The sequence below is a fragment of the Paenibacillus tianmuensis genome, assembly GCF_900100345.1.
Classification (GTDB): Bacteria; Bacillota; Bacilli; order Paenibacillales; family NBRC-103111; genus Paenibacillus_G; species Paenibacillus_G tianmuensis.
The window spans coordinates 174,447-193,114 of record NZ_FMTT01000003.1 but is presented as its reverse complement, the minus strand read 5'-3'; the positions used below and the strand labels follow the sequence as shown (position 1 = coordinate 193,114).

Annotated in this window: 17 protein-coding genes; 4 read left to right on the top strand and 13 right to left on the bottom strand. The window is 52.0% G+C overall.

Translation table 11 applies throughout. The features are described from left to right. Positions 1 to 55: 55 nt before the first annotated feature. The 5 genes from BLO51_RS03635 to BLO51_RS03615 all read right to left on the bottom strand — a co-directional run bounded on the left by BLO51_RS03635 (position 56) and on the right by BLO51_RS03615 (position 6,845). On the bottom strand, positions 56 to 1,408 hold the full coding sequence (locus BLO51_RS03635) for an extracellular solute-binding protein (protein ID WP_090666944.1): 1,353 nt from the start codon (positions 1,406 to 1,408) through the stop codon (positions 56 to 58). A 44-nt stretch (positions 1,409 to 1,452) separates the two neighbouring features. Further along, on the bottom strand, positions 1,453 to 2,247 hold the full coding sequence (locus tag BLO51_RS03630) for a carbohydrate ABC transporter permease (RefSeq protein ID WP_217266682.1): 795 nt from the start codon (positions 2,245 to 2,247) through the stop codon (positions 1,453 to 1,455). 47 nt (positions 2,248 to 2,294) lie between these two features. Next, on the bottom strand, positions 2,295 to 3,161 hold the full coding sequence (locus BLO51_RS03625) for a carbohydrate ABC transporter permease (protein WP_090666940.1): 867 nt from the start codon (positions 3,159 to 3,161) through the stop codon (positions 2,295 to 2,297). Positions 3,162 to 3,406: 245 nt separating this feature from the next. Continuing rightward, positions 3,407 to 5,125: a sensor histidine kinase gene (locus tag BLO51_RS03620; protein WP_217266681.1), complete on the bottom strand. Its 1,719-nt coding sequence runs from the start codon at positions 5,123 to 5,125 to the stop codon at positions 3,407 to 3,409. Positions 5,126 to 5,234: 109 nt separating this feature from the next. After that, positions 5,235 to 6,845 (bottom strand): response regulator transcription factor, encoded by a 1,611-nt coding sequence (locus BLO51_RS03615; protein ID WP_217266680.1) that lies wholly within the window; start codon positions 6,843 to 6,845, stop codon positions 5,235 to 5,237. A 238-nt stretch (positions 6,846 to 7,083) separates the two neighbouring features. On the opposite strand from BLO51_RS03615, the gene BLO51_RS03610 reads away from it, so the two are divergent. The 3 genes from BLO51_RS03610 to clpP are packed head-to-tail and all read left to right on the top strand — an operon-like array spanning position 7,084 to position 8,630. Further along, complete coding sequence (locus tag BLO51_RS03610) at positions 7,084 to 7,695, top strand: ArsR/SmtB family transcription factor (RefSeq protein WP_167670098.1); 612 nt, start codon at positions 7,084 to 7,086, stop codon at positions 7,693 to 7,695. Beyond that, positions 7,695 to 8,021 (top strand): hypothetical protein, encoded by a 327-nt coding sequence (locus BLO51_RS03605; protein WP_090666934.1) that lies wholly within the window; start codon positions 7,695 to 7,697, stop codon positions 8,019 to 8,021. The genes BLO51_RS03610 and BLO51_RS03605 overlap by 1 nt, the downstream gene beginning before the upstream one ends. 30 nt (positions 8,022 to 8,051) lie before the next feature. Next, positions 8,052 to 8,630 carry an ATP-dependent Clp endopeptidase proteolytic subunit ClpP gene (clpP, locus tag BLO51_RS03600; protein WP_090666932.1) on the top strand — a complete coding sequence of 193 codons (579 nt, stop codon included), beginning with the start codon at positions 8,052 to 8,054 and terminating at the stop codon, positions 8,628 to 8,630. 125 nt (positions 8,631 to 8,755) lie between these two features. On the opposite strand, the gene BLO51_RS03595 is transcribed toward clpP, so the two are convergent. The 4 genes from BLO51_RS03595 to solA form a co-directional block, all read right to left on the bottom strand. After that, the gene (locus tag BLO51_RS03595; RefSeq protein WP_090666930.1) at positions 8,756 to 10,339 is read right to left on the bottom strand and encodes a DNA-binding protein; all 1,584 of its coding nucleotides are present in this window, start codon (positions 10,337 to 10,339) and stop codon (positions 8,756 to 8,758) included. Positions 10,340 to 10,590: 251 nt separating this feature from the next. After that, the gene (locus tag BLO51_RS03590) at positions 10,591 to 11,019 is read right to left on the bottom strand and encodes a cell wall hydrolase (RefSeq protein ID WP_090666928.1); all 429 of its coding nucleotides are present in this window, start codon (positions 11,017 to 11,019) and stop codon (positions 10,591 to 10,593) included. Positions 11,020 to 11,139: 120 nt separating this feature from the next. Beyond that, positions 11,140 to 13,119, bottom strand: coding sequence for an elongation factor G (locus tag BLO51_RS03585; protein ID WP_090666926.1), 1,980 nt, complete (start codon positions 13,117 to 13,119; stop codon positions 11,140 to 11,142). 266 nt (positions 13,120 to 13,385) lie between these two features. Next, complete coding sequence (gene solA, locus BLO51_RS03580; RefSeq protein WP_090667014.1) at positions 13,386 to 14,543, bottom strand: N-methyl-L-tryptophan oxidase; 1,158 nt, start codon at positions 14,541 to 14,543, stop codon at positions 13,386 to 13,388. Positions 14,544 to 14,635: 92 nt separating this feature from the next. Here solA and BLO51_RS03575 point away from each other — a divergent pair, with 92 nt between their 5' ends. Further along, positions 14,636 to 15,496, top strand: a complete 861-nt coding sequence (locus BLO51_RS03575; RefSeq protein ID WP_090666924.1) for an aldo/keto reductase — start codon at positions 14,636 to 14,638, stop codon at positions 15,494 to 15,496. On the opposite strand, the gene BLO51_RS03570 is transcribed toward BLO51_RS03575, so the two are convergent. From BLO51_RS03570 to BLO51_RS03555, 4 genes are read right to left on the bottom strand one after another with little or no spacing between them, the layout of a single operon-like run. Further along, complete coding sequence (locus BLO51_RS03570) at positions 15,493 to 16,656, bottom strand: amidohydrolase (RefSeq protein ID WP_090666922.1); 1,164 nt, start codon at positions 16,654 to 16,656, stop codon at positions 15,493 to 15,495. The two genes, BLO51_RS03575 and BLO51_RS03570, sit on opposite strands and share 4 nt — an antisense overlap. 18 nt (positions 16,657 to 16,674) lie before the next feature. Continuing rightward, positions 16,675 to 17,184, bottom strand: coding sequence for a GNAT family N-acetyltransferase (locus BLO51_RS03565; RefSeq protein WP_245719510.1), 510 nt, complete (start codon positions 17,182 to 17,184; stop codon positions 16,675 to 16,677). Between the two features lie 17 nt (positions 17,185 to 17,201). Beyond that, a complete protein-coding gene (locus BLO51_RS03560) occupies positions 17,202 to 17,954 on the bottom strand; it encodes an amino acid ABC transporter ATP-binding protein (protein ID WP_090666918.1) in 753 nt (250 codons plus the stop codon). Then, the gene (locus BLO51_RS03555; protein WP_090666916.1) at positions 17,951 to 18,661 is read right to left on the bottom strand and encodes an amino acid ABC transporter permease; all 711 of its coding nucleotides are present in this window, start codon (positions 18,659 to 18,661) and stop codon (positions 17,951 to 17,953) included. The genes BLO51_RS03560 and BLO51_RS03555 overlap by 4 nt, the downstream gene beginning before the upstream one ends. Positions 18,662 to 18,668 lie beyond the last annotated feature (7 nt).

The window sequence follows — 18,668 nt, the reverse complement described above, 5'->3', positions numbered from 1 at the left end:
ATCGGGAGTATTTACTCCCGTGGCCTCATTTTCTTGTGCGGCAATGACCGGACTGCTATTTTATTATACTCTCAAACTTTGCTTGTAATTTATCCAATGTATCCTTAGGGCTGGCTTGTTTCGTTACGGCTTTATGAAGCTCCTCCGACATGGCCGAATCCATTTCTCCCCATTCCGAGATTCTGGGACGCAAATCGCTTATTTTAAGAGCTTCAAGCGTCATTGGCATGTATTCGATCTTGCTGATTTCTGGATCTTTAAAGACGGATTCTCTAGCTGGAATCCCTCCGAGCAACGTCCATTTTTTCTGCGTCTCCTTGGATAACGCCCATTCGAAGAACTGGTAGGCCTCCTTCGGATGTTTGGAATTGGCCGGAATCATGTAGGTCCACGAGCCATAATTGGCTGTTGGACGATCATTCGCCGGTTGTAGAGCATATCCCATTTTTCCGGCTACTTTGGACTTGGATTCGTCGAGCAGGCCTGGAATTTGATCGTTATAGTTAATGGCAGCGAAGGTTAAATCCTGCTGCATCGCTGTCGTCACTTCATCCCAGGTGTAATCCACACTGCCTGGTACGGCATAATCGAATAAGGACACATAATAGTTGAGCGCCTCCATGTTTTTATCGGAATTCATCACAATTTTTCCACTTTCATAACCTTTATCAAATATACCGCCACCATATGCCCATGCCCAGCTGAGCCAATCCGCTGAGAGTGCCGAGTGCCTTTTGGCCATAATCGACATCCCGTAGAAATTGTGGTCCAGTACCTTGCCCGCCAAAGTTTCGCCTTTCTTGCGGGTAAAAAATTGAGCCATATCCTTCATTTGTTGTGGCGTCTTAGGCACACTTAACTCATACCCGAAGCGTTTGAGAAACGCTTCTTTCTCGGACGAGTTCTCCAACAAGTCTTTACGGTACCACATGAACGTAATCGTAGGATTAGATGGAAACCCGTACATCTTGCCTTTCCAGTTAGCGCTTCCATTCCACATTGCAGGAATAATGTCTTTCACATCAAAATCATCTGGTGTTAAAGTCTTGTCGTTCAAATATTCATCGATTGACTTGACATACCCCTTATCGACCAACCGCCCCAAATATTCATAGGGTAATGATACTGCATCGTACGATCCCGTGCCGGAAGTAAAGTCTAGCATCGTTTTCTGCACGACCATTTCGTATGGAAGCTTTTCAAACTCTACCTTGATGCCCGTTTTTTGAGTAAACTCGGGAACCAGACTCTCCAATGCGTCCGTTAAGCCCGAGGCCTCAGCAACAAACCGAATCGTCGTATCGGGCGCTTTGTTCTGATTCTCTGTCGCCTGCTGAGTACAACCGACTGAGGTGAGCGTAAATATGGAAACCAATGAAACTGCAAGTAATTTGCTTCTAAGCTTCATCTATTTTCCTCCTTGACTGGATTCGTTATCATGACAGTTGGTTGTTATTTCACAGCCCCCATAGTCATTCCTTTTACCAAATGGCGTTGAACGGCGAGCGTAAATATCGCGATCGGTACTGAAACCACGGTTCCGACAGCGCATATTTCCCCCCATAACGTACCATTCGAGCTGATTAGGCCTGGAATTGCGACTGGCAATGTGGCGGTACTTTTTCCTGTTAACACGCTGGCTAACAAATATTCATTCCATGAGGTTATAATACACAGGATGGAGGATGCGCTAAGTCCTCCGAGCACAAGCGGCATCACGATTCTGAAAAAAACCGCTATGTTTGTACAACCGTCTACTGCGGCCGCTTCTTCAATTTCTTTGGGAACGGTGTCAAAAAAACTTTTCATCATCCATACCATTAGTGGAATGGTCAATATAGAGTGGGCAAGCACTGCACCCGTCATAGTATTCATCAACTTCAGCTTTACCATTAACACATAGAAAGGAATCGCGATTACGACAGGGGGAACCATTCGGGTAAGCAATGCCATCATAAGTAACAGCCCGTCCCCCCTTGCTTTGGAACGCGATAAAGCATAAGCTCCTGGCACACCGATTAAGATCGCTATCCCCGTGGAAGTGACAGCCAGTTTCACACTGTTCAACAAGTTCTGTAGGAAGGACTTGTGAACAAACGCTTCTGTATAGTTGACTGTCGTAGGGCTGAATACTATTTTTGGGGGAATGGAGAAAAGGTCCAGTCTGCCCTTCAACGAGCCGAGTAGCATCCACAAATAAGGGAATAGCGCCATAATAGATAAAACGCCTAGGACGGTATAGGTCATGAACACTTCTCTTGTTCGGATTTGCCGCATTTCGTGAAATCCCTCCGCTAGGTCTCTTTTCTTGTTACTTTCAGAGATAATAAGCTCATAAGCAACACCATAATCAAGGTAATTACGCCGATGCTGGCTCCGTACCCCATATCCCAATTATGGAAATTTACTTTGTAGGTAAGCATTTCGACTGACTCCGTACTGGAACCAGGACCTCCCCCCGTAAGCACCAATATTTCATCGAATATACGGAACAAATCAATGGAACGGAACAGCACGGCGGTAACTAGAATCGGTCTCAGTAAAGGCAAGGTTACGTACCAAACCGTTTGCAGTTTGGAGGCGCCTTCCAATTCAATCGCTTCATACGGCTCCACTGGAAGCGATTGCAAACCGGCTAACAGCAGCAAAGTGACATATGGTGTCCAATGCCAAATATCCAATATTATGATGGAGGCAAGTGCAGTTATGCGCTGGCCCAGAATAGAGCCTCCAAGATCGAAGCCTATATACTCCAAATACCATGAGACCAAACCGAATCTATCAATGAGCAGCAATCTCCCAATTAGTCCGACTACAATGGGCGCAATGGTCATGGGAAGAAAAATAAACGAAGAAAATATTTTGGTACCCCTCAAATTTTTGGCAAGCAGCCCGGCAATGAAAAAGCCGGCAACCAACTGTGCGGGAATGACAAACAGGATGATCGTGAATGTAACGCCCAGCGAGCCCCAGAAGTTGGAATCAAGCAATGCCCTTGTATAATTGTCCAATCCGATAAACTGGCCCTCATATCCCGGCAAAGCGAAGCTGAACTTGCGAAAGCTCAAATTAACGGTATACAGAATTGGAAAACCTGCTACAAGTAGCATATAGACCCAAACCGGGATTCGAAAATAAAAATTGACAGATTTTTTTAACATTGCATTTCTCCCCTGCTATCCATTCAATGATTTCATTTTATACCAAAAAAAGCACTTTCAAATCATCATAACGTTTTTTGCTTTTTCACCAGCATGCCTCCTCTGTTGTTTCCCCCATAGTTAAGTCTTTAAATGACTTGTCATGCGGGATATTTCTATTGTATGAAGTTTTGGTCAGGCGTGAGGTAGGTAATTGGATGGTTAAGGTGTCTTATCTTACTGTATTTCTACTAAAAAACAGAACATTAGGAATCCTTGTAGATCACGGCTGGAAAAAAGAGCTCCACACAGGTGCCTTTCTCCGGTTCACTGTCAATTTTTATGCCATATTCTTCTCCGAAATAAAGCTTGATTCGCTGCGTTATGTTTTTTAATCCGTAGCTGCCACTATGATTGTCGGCTTCAATAAGCCCCGCTTCCAATTTGGCGACCGTCTCCCGGTCCATACCGGCGCCATCGTCTATAATTCGCAGCTTAATGATTTGATCATCCTTAAACCCAATAATGCGGATTACACCCTTCTGGTCGGGCTTCTTTTGAATACCGTGAAATATTGCATTTTCGACGATCGGCTGAAGTAAAAGTTTTATCGTGCTGTATCTGTAAAGCTCCGGGCAAATATCGAAATACGCCTCTATGTCGTCCTCGAATCTGTTTTTTTGAATATCGATGTACGTTTTGATATGTTCGATTTCATCCTCGATATGGACAATATCCCTGCCCCCATTGAGGGATAGCCGGTAAAACCTACTGAGCAATTGAGTCATGTGCATAATATCCCGAGCTTTATATTTAAGAGCCATCCAGTTGATCGTATCCATCGTATTGTACAGAAAATGAGGATTGATTTGTGCTTGAAGGGCCCTCAATTCCGCTTCTTTTTTGCTTACTTTTTCCTGATACACTTCTTTGATCAATGTACGGTTGCGAGCCACCATCTTATTGAAAGAAATCATCAGACTACTCAGTTCGTCATTATGCTCTACCTTGAGTTCATAATCATCGTCCTCAATATCCACCCTCCTCACATACTCAATCAATTGAAGAACCCGTCCTGTCACATTTTTTGATAACAGTACGGCCAGCAGGATGGATACAAGAAGGATGAGTGCGAATGATTGGAGCAGGAATTTCATAATAATTACGTTCTTTTCAGAAATGCTTTCCATCGAGATAATCGAGACGATGTTCATATCTAACGATTCAATATTTTTCACCTGAACCAATGAGTTTTTGCCCATGACATCCGTGCGAACAAAATTTTTTTCATCCAGCGACAAATGTTCAAATCCTTTCATCGTGTATATCGATTTACCAGTTAGTGCGCTGTCTCGGTTGGATAAAATTGCGCCACTGCCATTAACGATAAACAGCCTTCCGTTAACAACTTCCTCCGTTGCTTCCAATATCTTGAATATATCTCTTTCCTTTAAATCAATGCTGACATATCCAAGGCGCTTGTCCAACTGCTTGAGATCGTTGAGGACGCGAACGCAGGAAATAATATTTTCCTGCCATGCATGATAAAACTTGTATGGATAGGTGCTGGTCCAGACAATTTTGCCATTGCGGTCATTTACATCCTTATACCAAGGGGCCGAAGCTGCCTGCTCCATACCAAGCAGATTCACTTTATTACTCGAATAGAAGATAGGGGTATCGAAAAAAATCCGTATTTTAAAAACTTCTTGCTTGTACGGAAAAGACTGGATAATATCATTGATCTTTCTGAAATCTTCCATACTTTGTTGAAAATCGTCGTCCGTAACCGGTCGTCTTAAATACTCTCGAATATTCGGATTCGCGCTGATGGAGTCGGATACTTGTCTAATACTATCCGTCAGGTTCACTACATCGATAGCAACTCTGGACAATGTGTTTTGAATGTTTTTTGCCTTTTCCTCCTGCATGATCTGAGTCGATTTCCAATAATAAATTATGCCTAAACTGGACATAACAATCATGTTTATAATAAGAAAATAAATGATGATCTTTGTCCGCAGACTGTAACTGCCGTATTTTTTTTTGAAGAAAGATAACTGTATTTTCATTGTTCGGATCTCTCCATTAGCATCATTTATATTCTGAGGGGCTGAGGCCAGTTATCTTCTTAAACAGCTTGCTGAAGTACTTAGGGTCCGAATAACCAACGTCGAGACAGATTTCATACAATTTGCTTGAGCCCTGCCGCAGCAGTTCCTTTGCTTTTTCAATTCTGACACGCGTCAAGAAGCCGTTAATCGTTTCCCCCGTTTTTTGTTTAAAAAGAAGACTTGTATAAGCAGGGGAAAGAAATACTTCCTTGGCTATCAGCTCGATGGTTACATTTTCGGCATACCTCTCTTCGATCAAGCTTTTTATATAATCAACAATTTGGGATTGCCCGTCACGACCAGTGGCGACATAATTGCATACTTTTGTGCAATGAGTCAACACAAACTGCTTCATATCTTCTATCGTTTCTAACCTGAACAGTTCATTGGTAATGGCGAAAACATCCAACGTGGGATCCTCTGATCTGTCGTCCGCATATTCAGCATAGATGCGTTGAAAAACAGCAGTGAACTGCAGGCATACACTCTGAACGTATTGTAGGGAGCATGAGCGGTTCAAATGTTCAAATACATCCTCTATCCGGAGCCGAGCTTTGTCCATATCCCCCGCTTTTAAAGCAGCGTAAGTCTGTTCGTAGATTTTGTATCCGAAGGTTGCGTCCTTTTCACTAAGGATCGACACGTTATCGGCATAGATGATATGATTTTTACCTCGATACAGCTTTTGATTTATTGCATGCACAGCCCTGTAATAAGAAAAACTTATTTTCTCGACACTGTTCACCCATTCCCCGACGCCGATGGTAACGCTTAAATCAAGATCCCGATTCAGACCGTTCTGGAGCGTTTGTATCCATTCACCTGCACTCTCGGCTATAGCCCCTCCATGCGCAGTACGAGAGGGGATAATGCCAGCTAACTCACCTTCGTTCAGTTGAACCATAATTCCCTTGCCATCTATCGTTTTCTGGGCAATACTGATTATTTCCATAGATAGTTGTTTCAACTCAAACGGCTCTTTATCCGAGCAAATCACAGTGTAGTCATCAACATCGACAACAAAAACAAGATAACCGGTATCTTCGACTGGAAGATCGATTGCAAGATGTCTCATCTTTTCGCCGATCAAATCCTTTTCGCCGATCTCACCCAAGATGAGCATGGAAAGAAACTGGTCCCGAAGCAACGGAATGCTTTCGTGAAGCCTGCTTTCCAATTCCTGTCGGTTCTGCTCTTTCTTTTTTTCGATTTCGCAAAGTTCAGCCGTCTTCCTGATGACACTTTCCAACTCGTCTATATCTATAGGCTTTAGTATATAATCGATGATGCCTTCCTTGAAGGCTGACTTCATATAGGCAAGATCCGAATAACCGGTTATAAAAATGATTTTGGTTTCCGGAAGAAGCCGTCTCAACTCCCTGGAGAATTCAATGCCATCCATGACAGGCATCCGAATATCTGTCAAAACAATATCGGGCCTTACTTGAACGGCCAGGTCTAACCCGTCGCTCCCGTTCCTTGCTTGTCCTGCGATTACAATCCCGTAATCTGTCCAATCCAAGCATTCCTTAATACCCTCAACCGTTTTTTTCTCGTCATCAACAATAATCATTTTTAACAAATGAGCCACCTCGCTTTAATAAAGATAACGCTTTCATAAAATATAACAAATATTCGCGCGACTCCATACTCTATAGAGGCTTTCTCAAATTCGAATATCTATCGGGTCCTTATTTGTTCATTTTACTTATTTCACTCATTTTTGCAACCGCCTTCATTTCAACAGATCACGCACCTATTGACAACGATGAATTTACGTAATAATATATTTTTACGTAGAAAATACTGTTTTACGGAGATGAACCATTGTGACCGAAGACATATTGGAAAGCCTGCGGATTGAAGCCCCGGAGCAGGCGATGGCCCTGCTTAATCCGCTGCGGGCGGATATTGCCGCCCGGCTGGCGTCGCCCGCTTCCGCGGCGGAAGTGGCCCGAGCGATCGGCGAAGCGCCGCAGCGGATCAACTATCACTTGAAGGCGCTGGAGAAAGCCGGTCTGGTGCGCCGGGTCGGTACGAGGCAGGTACGCAACCTGGTCGAGGTGCTTTATCAAGCCGTCGCCAAGACGTTCATCCTGTCCGATCAACTGGGAATGAAGCCGGAAACGGTCCGCCGCCTCAAGGACCAAGGCTCGCTGTCCCATCTGGTTCAAACGGCGGAGCGCATCAAGCAGGATGCGCTGCTCCTGATGGAGCATTCGGACGAAGGCCAAGACATTCCAAGCGCGTCGCTGCAGTTTCAAGTCTCTCTCCGGGATGCGGAGGAGCGGCAAGCTTTTGTCGAGGAGTACGCCGCCCTTGTCCGGCAGTTGACCGCCAAGTACCGCAAACCGGCGAACGAAGCGGAACCCGCAGACCCATATCAGGTCGTGCTGGCCGTATATCCGCAAATCGATCAAACCTCGGGAGGGAATGCGTAATGGAACGCAAACTGGAGCACAAAGCAAAACAGAGCGGCGATACCGAAGCTGGCGGAGAAAACTCCCCGGCCGTCGTATGGCAGTGGTCAGAGCCGCAAAAGGACCGGGAAGCCGAACAAGGCTGCCGGCCAGTGACGCATTTGGACGCCTACCGGCAGGCCGGAAACGATCGCTCGGAAGCAACCGTGACCCGCTGGGCGCTGCCTTCGCGAACCGGAGCGCCGGGCGCCGAGGAAGTTCTCATCATGGTCTCCTCGGGCTTTACGGCACGCAGCCAACGCGGCGTGAGCCGTGGAGACACAACGATTCAAGCGCTGGCCGCATAAGCGGTCTGAGCCACAGGGAGGGCATCAATTATGAACTATGTACCAGTCGTCGTGGAACAAACCGGCCGTGGGGAGCGTTCCTACGATATTTATTCCCGCTTGCTGAAAGACCGCATCGTCTTTCTCGGAAGCGAGATCGACGATCAAGTCGCCAACTCGATCACCGCTCAACTGCTGCTGCTGTCGGCGGAGGACCCTGAAAAAGACATCCATCTCTACATCAATTCGCCGGGCGGCTCGACCACCGCAGGCTTCGCGATTTATGATACGATGCAGTTCATCAAACCCGACGTATCGACCATTTGCGTAGGCTGCGCCGCCTCCTTCGCCGCCGTTCTGCTCGTCGCCGGAGCCAAGGGCAAGCGGTATGCGCTGCCTAACGCCGAGGTCATGATTCATCAGCCATGGGGCGGGATGAAGGGGCAAGCGTCCGATATGAAAATTCATGCCGACCACATCCTCGATACCCGGGACCGGCTGAACCGGATCGTCTCCGAGCGCTCGGGCCAGCCGCTGGAAAAGGTAGCGCGGGATATGGATCGCGATTACTTCATGTCCGCGGACGATGCGGTGACCTACGGCTTGATCGATAAGATTATGCAGCCTTGAGGCAGCGAATCTAACCAAAAAGCACTCTTCGTCCCGTACGACGCGCATGGCGCCGCCGGCTGGCGAAGAGTGCTTTTTTTCATCAGAGGCCCTTACATTCGGTTAAGCTGCGGTGACGCCGAGGGTTAAGGCAGCGGCTCTGCAGATACATCCGAGATGGTGACAGTCTCCGTCTTCAAGTTGTCGCTCGCTTGTTTGAGCCGGAGGCTCGCCGAACCGCTCGTTCCGGGTTTAATCTGAACCGTCAAATCTTTCGTAGCCTTTCCTTGACTGTTGGCCGTAAGTGAAAAATTCGTGCTGTAACCGTAGCCCGACGGCCACGAGCCATCCGCATTGCGGATCTTCGCCACTTGGGTTCCGCCTGTCAAGTAAATGCCCAGTTTTAAGTCCGACACCGTGGCCCCGGGATCCAAGTTATCCACGACGACACGAATCTGGAACTCTTCGTCGTTCGGGAGCGGCTCCTGCTTGACGAAGCTGTATGTCGGATTGCCGGCCTCCGGCCCGGACCCGTACCCGTACGATCCCGGCTTGAACGTTGAACGGTCCCACCATTTATATCCGGGCGCCGGCGCTGCCCACGGCTCGGGCTTCGGCTCGGTCGAGCTTGCCGGGTTTTCGAACGGGAGCAGCGCAGTCGGTTGGTCCAGCTGCAGGTTCGGGACTTGGTCGAGCCGTGCGTAGCTTTCCTTTTTGGCGAGCCAGTTTATGACATTCACCAGCAGCTCACCGTCGTCCTGTTCCTCGAAGCCGTCGTAAGTCTTCTTGACTTGTCCCGTTTCTTCGCGGCGGTATTTCGGCGTGGCATCCTCAACCGGCGACGAATCGCCAATGAACGCCGCCTTGCCGGCAGCCACTTTGGCGACAGCCGCGTACGGCCCTTCCGCCTTCCCTCCGCCGTTATATACGCCTTGATCCACCGCGTTCGGCCACGCGGCGTTCGTCTTCGGCAGGTACACGATGCCTTTCGCCTTGAGAGGATCGATGATGGCAAGAGTCGAACCGGCATGCATCGCAACCGCTGAGACGCCCTGGGTAATACCGAACGCCTGGTTAGGCGGAACGATCTGGTTGGCCGTAACGTCTCCCAGCGCATTGTAACGAAAACGGACGCCGAAATTCGTGGCGAGCCAATCCGAGCTGGCCACTCCCTGCATGGCCTCGGAAGCGCGCTCTTCGGCGCTCATGCCTTTCGCCGGATCGGTCCAGCCTCCACGCCGGTAGCCGTTCATCACTTCCGAGGAGTCCCAGCGGTTTTTGTTGCGGTCCGCATTATAATGGTCGGCGATGAAAAAAATGCTGCCGCCATTCTGGACGTACTGCGCCATCGCGTCCTGCTCGCTTGTTTTATAAGGATTGTTGGCTTCTCCGATCACGAACACGTCGTAACTACTCAGATCGCTCAGCGTGATCGGCGACGTTTTGCGAAGCTCCTTCACATAGTAGCCGTTGTTCGCGAGCGCATTAGCAAAATCCGAGAACGCCCCGTCGATGACCCAGTCGGCGGCTCCGGCCGTCTGGCCGTGCGTGTTGTCGAACAGAATTTTTTTGCCCGCATTCTCGTTCACAACCGTAGGATTAAGGAACGGGGCAGGGTCCGTCGGTCCTTCCGCCAGCGCCTTCGGCGCCTCCCCTATCCATCCCGGCAGCGGAAGGAGCAGCGAAAGCGCCAGTGCCGTTTTTGCAAGAACAGCTTTAAAGGATCTCATGAGTTACCTCCAGTATCTTCTATATTGGGGCATGCCACCCAGATCCATTTTACCATTTTGTCACAGCTTGGGAGATTAAGTTTTCGTAAAAATCTGGACGAACAGCGGTTCTCAGTTCGGTGCATGAAAACAAGACGCCGCCCCTTCGTCCCGGAAGCGGCAGCTTTGACTGCGGCTATCCCGAGATAGAAGGAGCGGCGCTCCAACAATGACGTCCAGCGGCAGTACCGGGCAAATGCCCGCTACACACGCTAAAACGTGTTATAAATGTTTTCGCACTCTGCCGCGGTCGGCTGGTAGAAGCAGTGTTTCTTGAACCGGGCCACGAGCGGCTGGTTATACCATGTCGGCGGGCAATCGCCCTCCGGACGGAAATACCAAAGACTGAACTTGGCCGGCCATTGCCGTTCGCCGTTCACGGTACGGCGCGCCAAGCGTTTCTCCCGGTCTCTGGCTTTCTGATAAAAGTACCCGTGGATGACGGCCTCAAACGCATGCGGCTGATAGATCATTTGCGGAATCGTGCGCAGCCCCTTAAAGTCCGAGCAATTCGCTCGAATACGGTTAACTCCAACATTGCCGACCAGGATCATCCCTTTTTCCCCTTCTCCCTCCGCTTCCGCGCGAAGCAGTCGGGCCAGCAAATCGACATCTTGCTGTCTGGCTTTGACAACGGCCATGATGTCACCTCTGTTATCGTTAAGATACTTACAGAGTATTGCCGTACTTGCCCATAGGTGACTGTCGCCAGCGAAAAACCCGACCGGAGCTTTCAACTCCTGCCGGGTTTAGCACTGGCCTTAGTAAGGTCGCAGAATGTGAAGCAAATATTCATTCCGGTTTAATGGATTATAATCGGTCCGCGCTCTTGTCGGCACGTCGCCATGCATTCTGACGTATCCAGCGGGTTCCACGAGCATAAAGCCTTCCCCGTGGGTAAACGCGTGCAAGCTTCTCTTGAAGCTCTCCGTTGCGGCTACGGGAATGCTGCCTGTTATTAGACACATGCCGTTATGCATTGCCGTTTCGTGCACTGCTGCTTGGATCGCAGATAATTTGTAGATCGCTTTGCTCATCATAGCGGCGGGCACCGTTAACTCGAACGCATGAATAGGCTCATAAACATGCGTACCCGCCTGCGCCAGCGCCTCCATCAATACAAGGGGAACCAGCTTTCTAAAGTCGCCCGCCGCCGATACCGGACTGAAATAACCGGTATGGGTCAGGGTCACGACAATATCGGTAACCTCCCAGCCGTACAGCCCTTGTTTCAAGGTCTCGTGGACCGTCTCCTCAATGGCTTTATGGAAGGCCAGCGGCAACGAGCCTAATTCGACTTCCATGCGATAGGCGATTCTGCTTCCGGGCAAGCCGGGCTCGACTTTGAACCCCACGGTCGCATAAAAAGGATTATCGCCTTCCTCGATGATCTCCAGCGCCTGGCCCGTTCCTTCCGGCTTTTCCAAGCAAACCGTTCGGGTCTCCGAAAACCTGACTTCCAAATCGTAATGTTCCTTCAAGGCCGCTTCGATCACTTCTTTTTGCACTTCGCCAAAAATGCGGATATAAAGCTCTTGATGAACATCATCTTTCATCACTTGAATTAACGGATCTTCCTCCGACAGGCCGATAAGCGCCTTGTACAGCAGATGGTCCTTGCTTGGCTCCACCGCGTCGATTCGCGACTCCATTTGAGGAACTGCGAAGCTGAAATGCTTGATGAGATGAGACTGCTCGCCGACGACATCCCCGATCCGGACGTCTTCCAGCCCCCATACTTTGCCTAAATCCCCCGAGATTACCTTGGCAGCGGGAATAATCTCCCCGTTCATCAAGGCATGAAGCTTTTTGATTTTGCAGGTGCGCGCTTCGAATTCGCTCTCCCCGTTTTTCCGCTGCAGCTTCACTTGCTCTCTTAGGCTTAAGCTGCCCGAGAACAGTCTGACATAAGCGATCTTTTCGCCGGACGGTTCTTTTTCGAGCTTAAATACGACCCCCGACAACGGCTCTCCCTCTGCGTGTTCGTTCACCGGAAACCATTGAGCCACGCCCTCAAGCAGGCTGGACACGCCCACTCCCGTCATGGCGGACCCGAAATAAACCGGGTAGATGTTCGCTTGCCTTACTTGCTTTCCGAATGCCGCTTTCACTTGTTCTTCCGGCACCGCTTCGCCGTTTACATAAGCTTCCAACAGCCACTCGTCATGTGCTGACGCAAGCTCGATGCATCGTTCCATAAAAGCGGGGTTCGCAGCCCAATCGAAACGGTGTTCAACAACAGACGCATTCTTCATGCCTGCATGTTCAACCTGACACAGGGAAAACGCGTTCGGTATCAGCTTTTCACGAATCCCCTCCATCGTCGTATCGGATTGTGCGCCCATACGATCAATTTTGTTCACGAACAGGATCGTGGGGAGTCCCATTTTCTTCAGCACGGAAAACAGGATTTTGGTCTGCGCCTGAACGCCTTCCACTGCGGAAACAACCAGTATAACGCCGTCCAATACACTGAGAGACCGCTCCACTTCCGCGATAAAATCCGCATGGCCCGGCGTATCGATCAAATTCACTTTCAACCCATGGAGATCAAAAGAAACAACGGAGGCCTTGATCGTGATGCCTCTTTTCCGTTCCATTTCCATGGTATCCATCTGTGTATTTCCTTGATCTACCTTTCCCAGCTCGTCGATAACATTCGTATCATATAAGATACGCTCAGTCAGACTTGTCTTTCCAGCGTCTACGTGCGCCAGAATCCCTATATTTATAGTATGCATGCGTTAAAATCCTCTTTTCTCCGTACATATTATTCTCCTTTCGAATGTGGTTAAGTTGCCGCATTCCGATCACTCCAATCTATAGTATTAACTCCAGTATATATGGATTTTACGGATTATTCCAATTGAATGACGCTTATGTCTTTCGATCTAGCGCAGCAGCGATCATAACCTTCACAATACCGCCAGATTCGTTCCATCTCTTCCAAAAAATAAAAAGAAGCCTGTTTTTCACACTGGCTTCTCCATTAAATAAATATTCACTTTCACCCAACACTCTCCACCTGCTGCTTCTGAAACCGGGACAGCCGGAACATGCTTAGATCGAACGCGTCCGGTTTTCCTTCGATCCGGTCAGCCAAAATTTCGCCGACGACGCTGGCAAACTTGAAGCCGTGACCCGAAAAGCCGCAGGCGATCTGAATGTTCGGATCGGACGGCGCTTGGTCGATGATGAAATGTTCGTCCGGCGACAGCTCGTATTTGCACACCCCGCCGCGCAGCAGAGCGCCTGCCGCAGCCGGCATATACGTCTCCAGCGACCGGCGGACATCGCCTTCGTCCTCCGGCAGCGTCCCGAATTCAGCCGGCTGCTCGACCGGCGAGAGCGGAAGACCGGTCTCGTGCCGCCCGATCTTCACGCCGGACCCTTGTATGCTCGGAAAGCCGTAAAAGCCGCCGTCCGGGGTGCTTAACGTGAATCCCGGGAACCGTTCGGAAGCGAATAGCGCTTCGTCGGCCTGAAACCAAGCGACCGCTTTGCGGACCGGCGTCACGGGCAGCGCAAGCGACGGAAGCAGCACGCTGCCGACTCCGGCGCCCGCGCTTACGATAAGACGGTCCGCGTGGAAGTCGCCGACCCCGGTTTTTACGGTGACGCTCGCGTTCCCCGGTACGACCTCCGTTACGCGAGTATACGGAAGCAGCACCGCCCAATGCGCCAACGCCATCTCGCGATACGCCTGCACGCATTGCTCGCTGAGCAAATAGCCGGCCTCCGGCTCGAACAGCCCCGCGTAATCGTCCGGCAGTTGAATGCCCTGCCAGCGCTTCGCAATCTCCTCCGGCCGCAGCAGCTCGACCGGCAATTGAAGCGCAACCGACGATTCGAGCTTGTCGCGGAGTCCCGAATGCCCTGCCGGCGCCATATTCAGCACGCCGCTGCGAAAGAACAGCTTTCGGCCGCTTTCCTCCTCCAGCTCGTTCCAGAGCCGGTGCGCCCGGACAGCCATGGCGGAATAGGGCCCCCCTCCGGCGTAGACATGACGGAGCAGTCTCGTCTCCCCGTGATGGCTGCCTCCCCCATGGGGTGGGTCGAACGCGTCGATCAGCAGCGTGCTTATCCCTCTCCGCGCCAAATGCGCCCCCGCGCTCATGCCTATGGAGCCTGCGCCGATGACGATGACATCGTAAGACGTACGGATAACGGTCACTCCTTCCCAATCGTATATTAAAGCGCTTATAATTAGGTATAATCAGACTATGACCACTTACATTCCCGAAGGAGTGAACTTTTTTGGAACATAGAACTTTCGGCGCGTCCGACAACCAATTTCCGATTCTCGGCTTCGGCGCCCAGCGCATTGTGGACGAGCATCAATGTACGGAGGAAGAAGCGATACGCATCGTCAACCGGGCGATCGACGAAGGCATCACCTACTTCGATACGGCCCCGAGCTATTCCGACGGGCAGTCGGAGGAGCGGCTCGGCAAAGCGCTCCGGCACCGCCGCAACGACGTATGGATCGCTACGAAGACGCACGACCGAACAAGAGACGGCTCGTGGCGTCTGCTCGAAGCCAGCCTGAACCGGCTGCAAACCGACCGCGTTGACGAATGGCGTCTGCATAATCTGGTGACGATGGACGATTTGGAGCAATGCTTCGCCAAGGGCGGAGCGATGGAGGCGATGCTCGAAGCGAAGGAGCAGGGCATTATCAAAGCGATCAGCGTCAGCGGGCATACGAACCCGAAAGTGCAGCTCGAAGCCATCGAACGGTTCCCCTTCGACAGCGCCTTGGTGGCGCTATCCGCCGCCGACCACTTCATCTACAGCTTCGCGCACGAATTTCTTCCGCGGGCCGTCGAGAAAGGAGTCGCCGTGATTGGCATGAAGGCGATGGCGCTTGGGAAGCTCGCCCCGTGGTACGAGCAGGCGCTGCGGTACTCGTTCTCGCTGCCCGTTGCCACGACCATCATCGGGATGGAAACGATGGAGCAGCTGGAAAAAAACCTCGCCATCGCCAAACAATTCCGCCCGATGTCCGACACGGAGCAGCTCGATTTCTTGAAAGAAATCATCCATCTCGCCACGCCGGACGTGCTGCGCTGGAAAGCGAGCGAGTGGATGTCCGGCGAATGGTACCGGCGCGACTAGCCCCGCAGACGGTCCAAAGCGTGAACCACCGTAAGCGCAAATAAAGCCGCTCCCGGCGCCAGCGCATCCTCGTCCAGCGTAAATTTCGGATGGTGCCATTCCTCCGTTCCGCTCGTGCCCATCCAGAAGTAGCAGCCCGGCACCTGTTCCTGGTAGTGCGCAAAATCTTCGCCGCCCGTGGAACGCCGGGCCTCCGTCACCTGGAGGTTCAAAGCTTGCGCCGCTCCGCGGACGATCTCCACCGCTTCTGAATCGTTGGTTACGGACGGAATCCCCGCAAACCAAGTCAGGCGCGCCTCCGCGCCGTAACCTGCAGCGATGCCGCTTGCGATGCGCCGCAGCAGATCCGGCAGCTTCTGCCGGACCTCCGGGCGGAACGTCCGCACGGTGCCGTCCAGAACGGCTTTGTCCGGGATGACGTTCCACGTGCTGCCCGCATGAAAGCTGCACACGCTGACGACCGCGCTGTCGAGCGGGCTGATGCTGCGGCTGACCGCGGTTTGGAGGCCGCCTACGATCGCGCTGGCGGCGACGATCGGGTCGATCGCCGTATCGGGAATGGCCGCATGGCCGCCCTTGCCGGTCACCGTCAGCTTGAAGCCGTCGACGCTGGCCATCAGCGGCCCCGAGGCCAAGCCCACGGTGCCGACCGGCAGCTCAGGCTTGTTATGCATGCCGAAGATCGCCTGCACGCCTTCCAAAGCGCCCGCCTCGACCATCGCTTTCGCTCCGGTGCCCTTCTCTTCCGCCGGCTGAAACAGCAGCCTCACGTTTCCTTTCAGCTCTGCCGCATGCCGCTTTAGCAGCAGCGCCGCGCCGACAATCGCCGCGGTGTGAAAATCGTGCCCGCAAGCGTGCATTTTTCCCGGAATTTCCGAGGCGAACGGCAGCCCGGTTTCTTCCGTCACCGGCAGCGCGTCGATATCCGCCCGCAGCGCCACCGTCGGCCCGGGCTCGGCCCCTTCGACCTCCGCCAGCACGCCGACAGGCAGGTCGAGCGGCAGCAGCCGGATGTCCGCTAAGCTTAACGCTTCCCGGATTTTGCGGGTCGTCTCCACCTCCTGCATCGACAGCTCTGGATAACGGTGCAGGTCGCGGCGAAGCCGCACCAGTACGGGCTTCAGTTCCTCAGCCTCTTGAAGCAGTCGTTCAGGGTTCATGCGCAGACTCTCCTCGTTTCAGCCTGTGGTGGCGCGAACTTCAGGCAGCAAATTTTTGCGCAAAAAGACAAGCTTGTCGTCCCGTCCCAGCTCCCGTTCATAGAAGCGCACATAGCCTTTCCGTTCGTACATGGGTAGCAGCCAAGGATGCTTTGCCGAAGTCGCGAGAACAACAGCCGGCGAAAGCAGAATGTCCCGTACGACCGCTTCCTCCGCATACGCCAGAAGCTTATTGCCGACTCCGCGGTTCGCATACGCCGGATCGACGGCAAAGTTGTACAAGAACGGCAGATCGGTTACTTCCGGCAGCGACCGGAGCGAAATGGTCGCGACGATCGTCCCATTGATCTCCAGCACGTAGCTGGCATACTCGGCGACATTCGTCCGCACCATCTCCAAATCCGCATGGACGGCCGCAAATTCGATTTCCAGCTCTCCGATGCTCCGATAAGCTCTGCGAATCACGCTCAGAAGCCGCTCGGCATCGTCCAGAGTCGCTTGACGGTACACCTCGTTCACGGAACTCACCTCACGATTTTGGCTATTTATATCACATAACTCCATTCCGGCGTGATTCGTCTTAAGAACTGCTTGGTACGCTCTTCCTGAGGGCGGGAAAAAATGTCCTCCGGCTTGCCCTCCTCGACGATGACACCTTCGTCCATAAACACCACGCGGTTCGACACTTCGCGGGCGAAGCTCATTTCATGCGTCACGACGATCATCGTGATGCCTTCGCGCGCAATTTTGCGGATGACGGACAGCACTTCGCCGACCAATTCGGGATCAAGCGCCGACGTCGGCTCATCGAACAAAATCACCTCGGGATTGAGCGCCAAAGCCCGGGCGATCCCGACCCGCTGCTGCTGCCCACCCGAGAGCTGGCTGGGATAGGCATCGACTTTTGCCGCGAGGCCGACCTTCTCCAGAACCTGAAGGCTGCGCTCCCTCGCCTCTTCCTTCGGCAGCTTCTGCGCAATCACGAGGCCTTCCATCACATTTTCCAGCGCCGTCTTATGCTTGAACAAATTGTAATGCTGGAACACCATCGCCGTTTTGCGGCGCAGCGTCAAGATATCGCGCTTGCTCGGATGCTTGCAGTTGATCGTAAAATCGCCGATCGCCACCTCCCCGTCCTGCGGGCGCTCCAGCAGGTTGACGCAGCGGAGCAGCGTCGTTTTGCCCGATCCGCTGGGCCCAAGAATGACGACGACTTCCCCTTTATCCACCGACAAGTCGATCCCTTTCAGCACCGTCTGCTTGCCGAACGACTTCTGAATGTTCGTCAGCCGTATCATGTCACGCCTCCCCGATTGTATTTGGTTACCCTTTTCTCCAAATAAGCCGTCAGCCGCTCCGCCACGACCGTAATTCCCCAATAAATCAGTGCCGCTGCGATAAAGGCTTCCAGAAACTTCAAATTGTTCGATGCCACGACGCTGGCTTTGCCAAGCAGCTCCATCTGCGAGAACGTGAACGCAAACGTCGACGTATGCAAAAATCCGACGAACAGGTTGCACAGATTCGGCAAAATGACCCCGATCGCCTGTGGCAGCACGATGCGTCTGAGCGCTTGCGGCGTGCTCATGCCGACGGAGTAAGCGGCCTCGATCTGACCGCGGTTTACCGCCAGGAGACCGGAACGGATGATCTCGGACATATAAGCGCCGGCCGTCAGGGAGAACGCCGTCAGCACGAACGACAAGATCGGGATCGAAGCCGTCTTGATCCCCCATCCGTAATGCATCGACAGCTTGTCGATCAGCATCGGCAGCCCCCAATAAATGAGGAACACGTGCAAAATGACCGGCGTTCCGCGCAAAAAGGAAACATAGGCGTCGGCGATCCGGTGCAGCACCTTCACCTTGTACATGCGGATCAGCGCCGCCGCCACGCCGATGACGAACCCGAACAGAAGCGGGACAATCGTAATGACCAGCGTCAAAGGCAGCGCGGCCAATATTTCAAAAAAAGCCGTCACAATAAACCCGATGTCGATACTCATTCGTTCT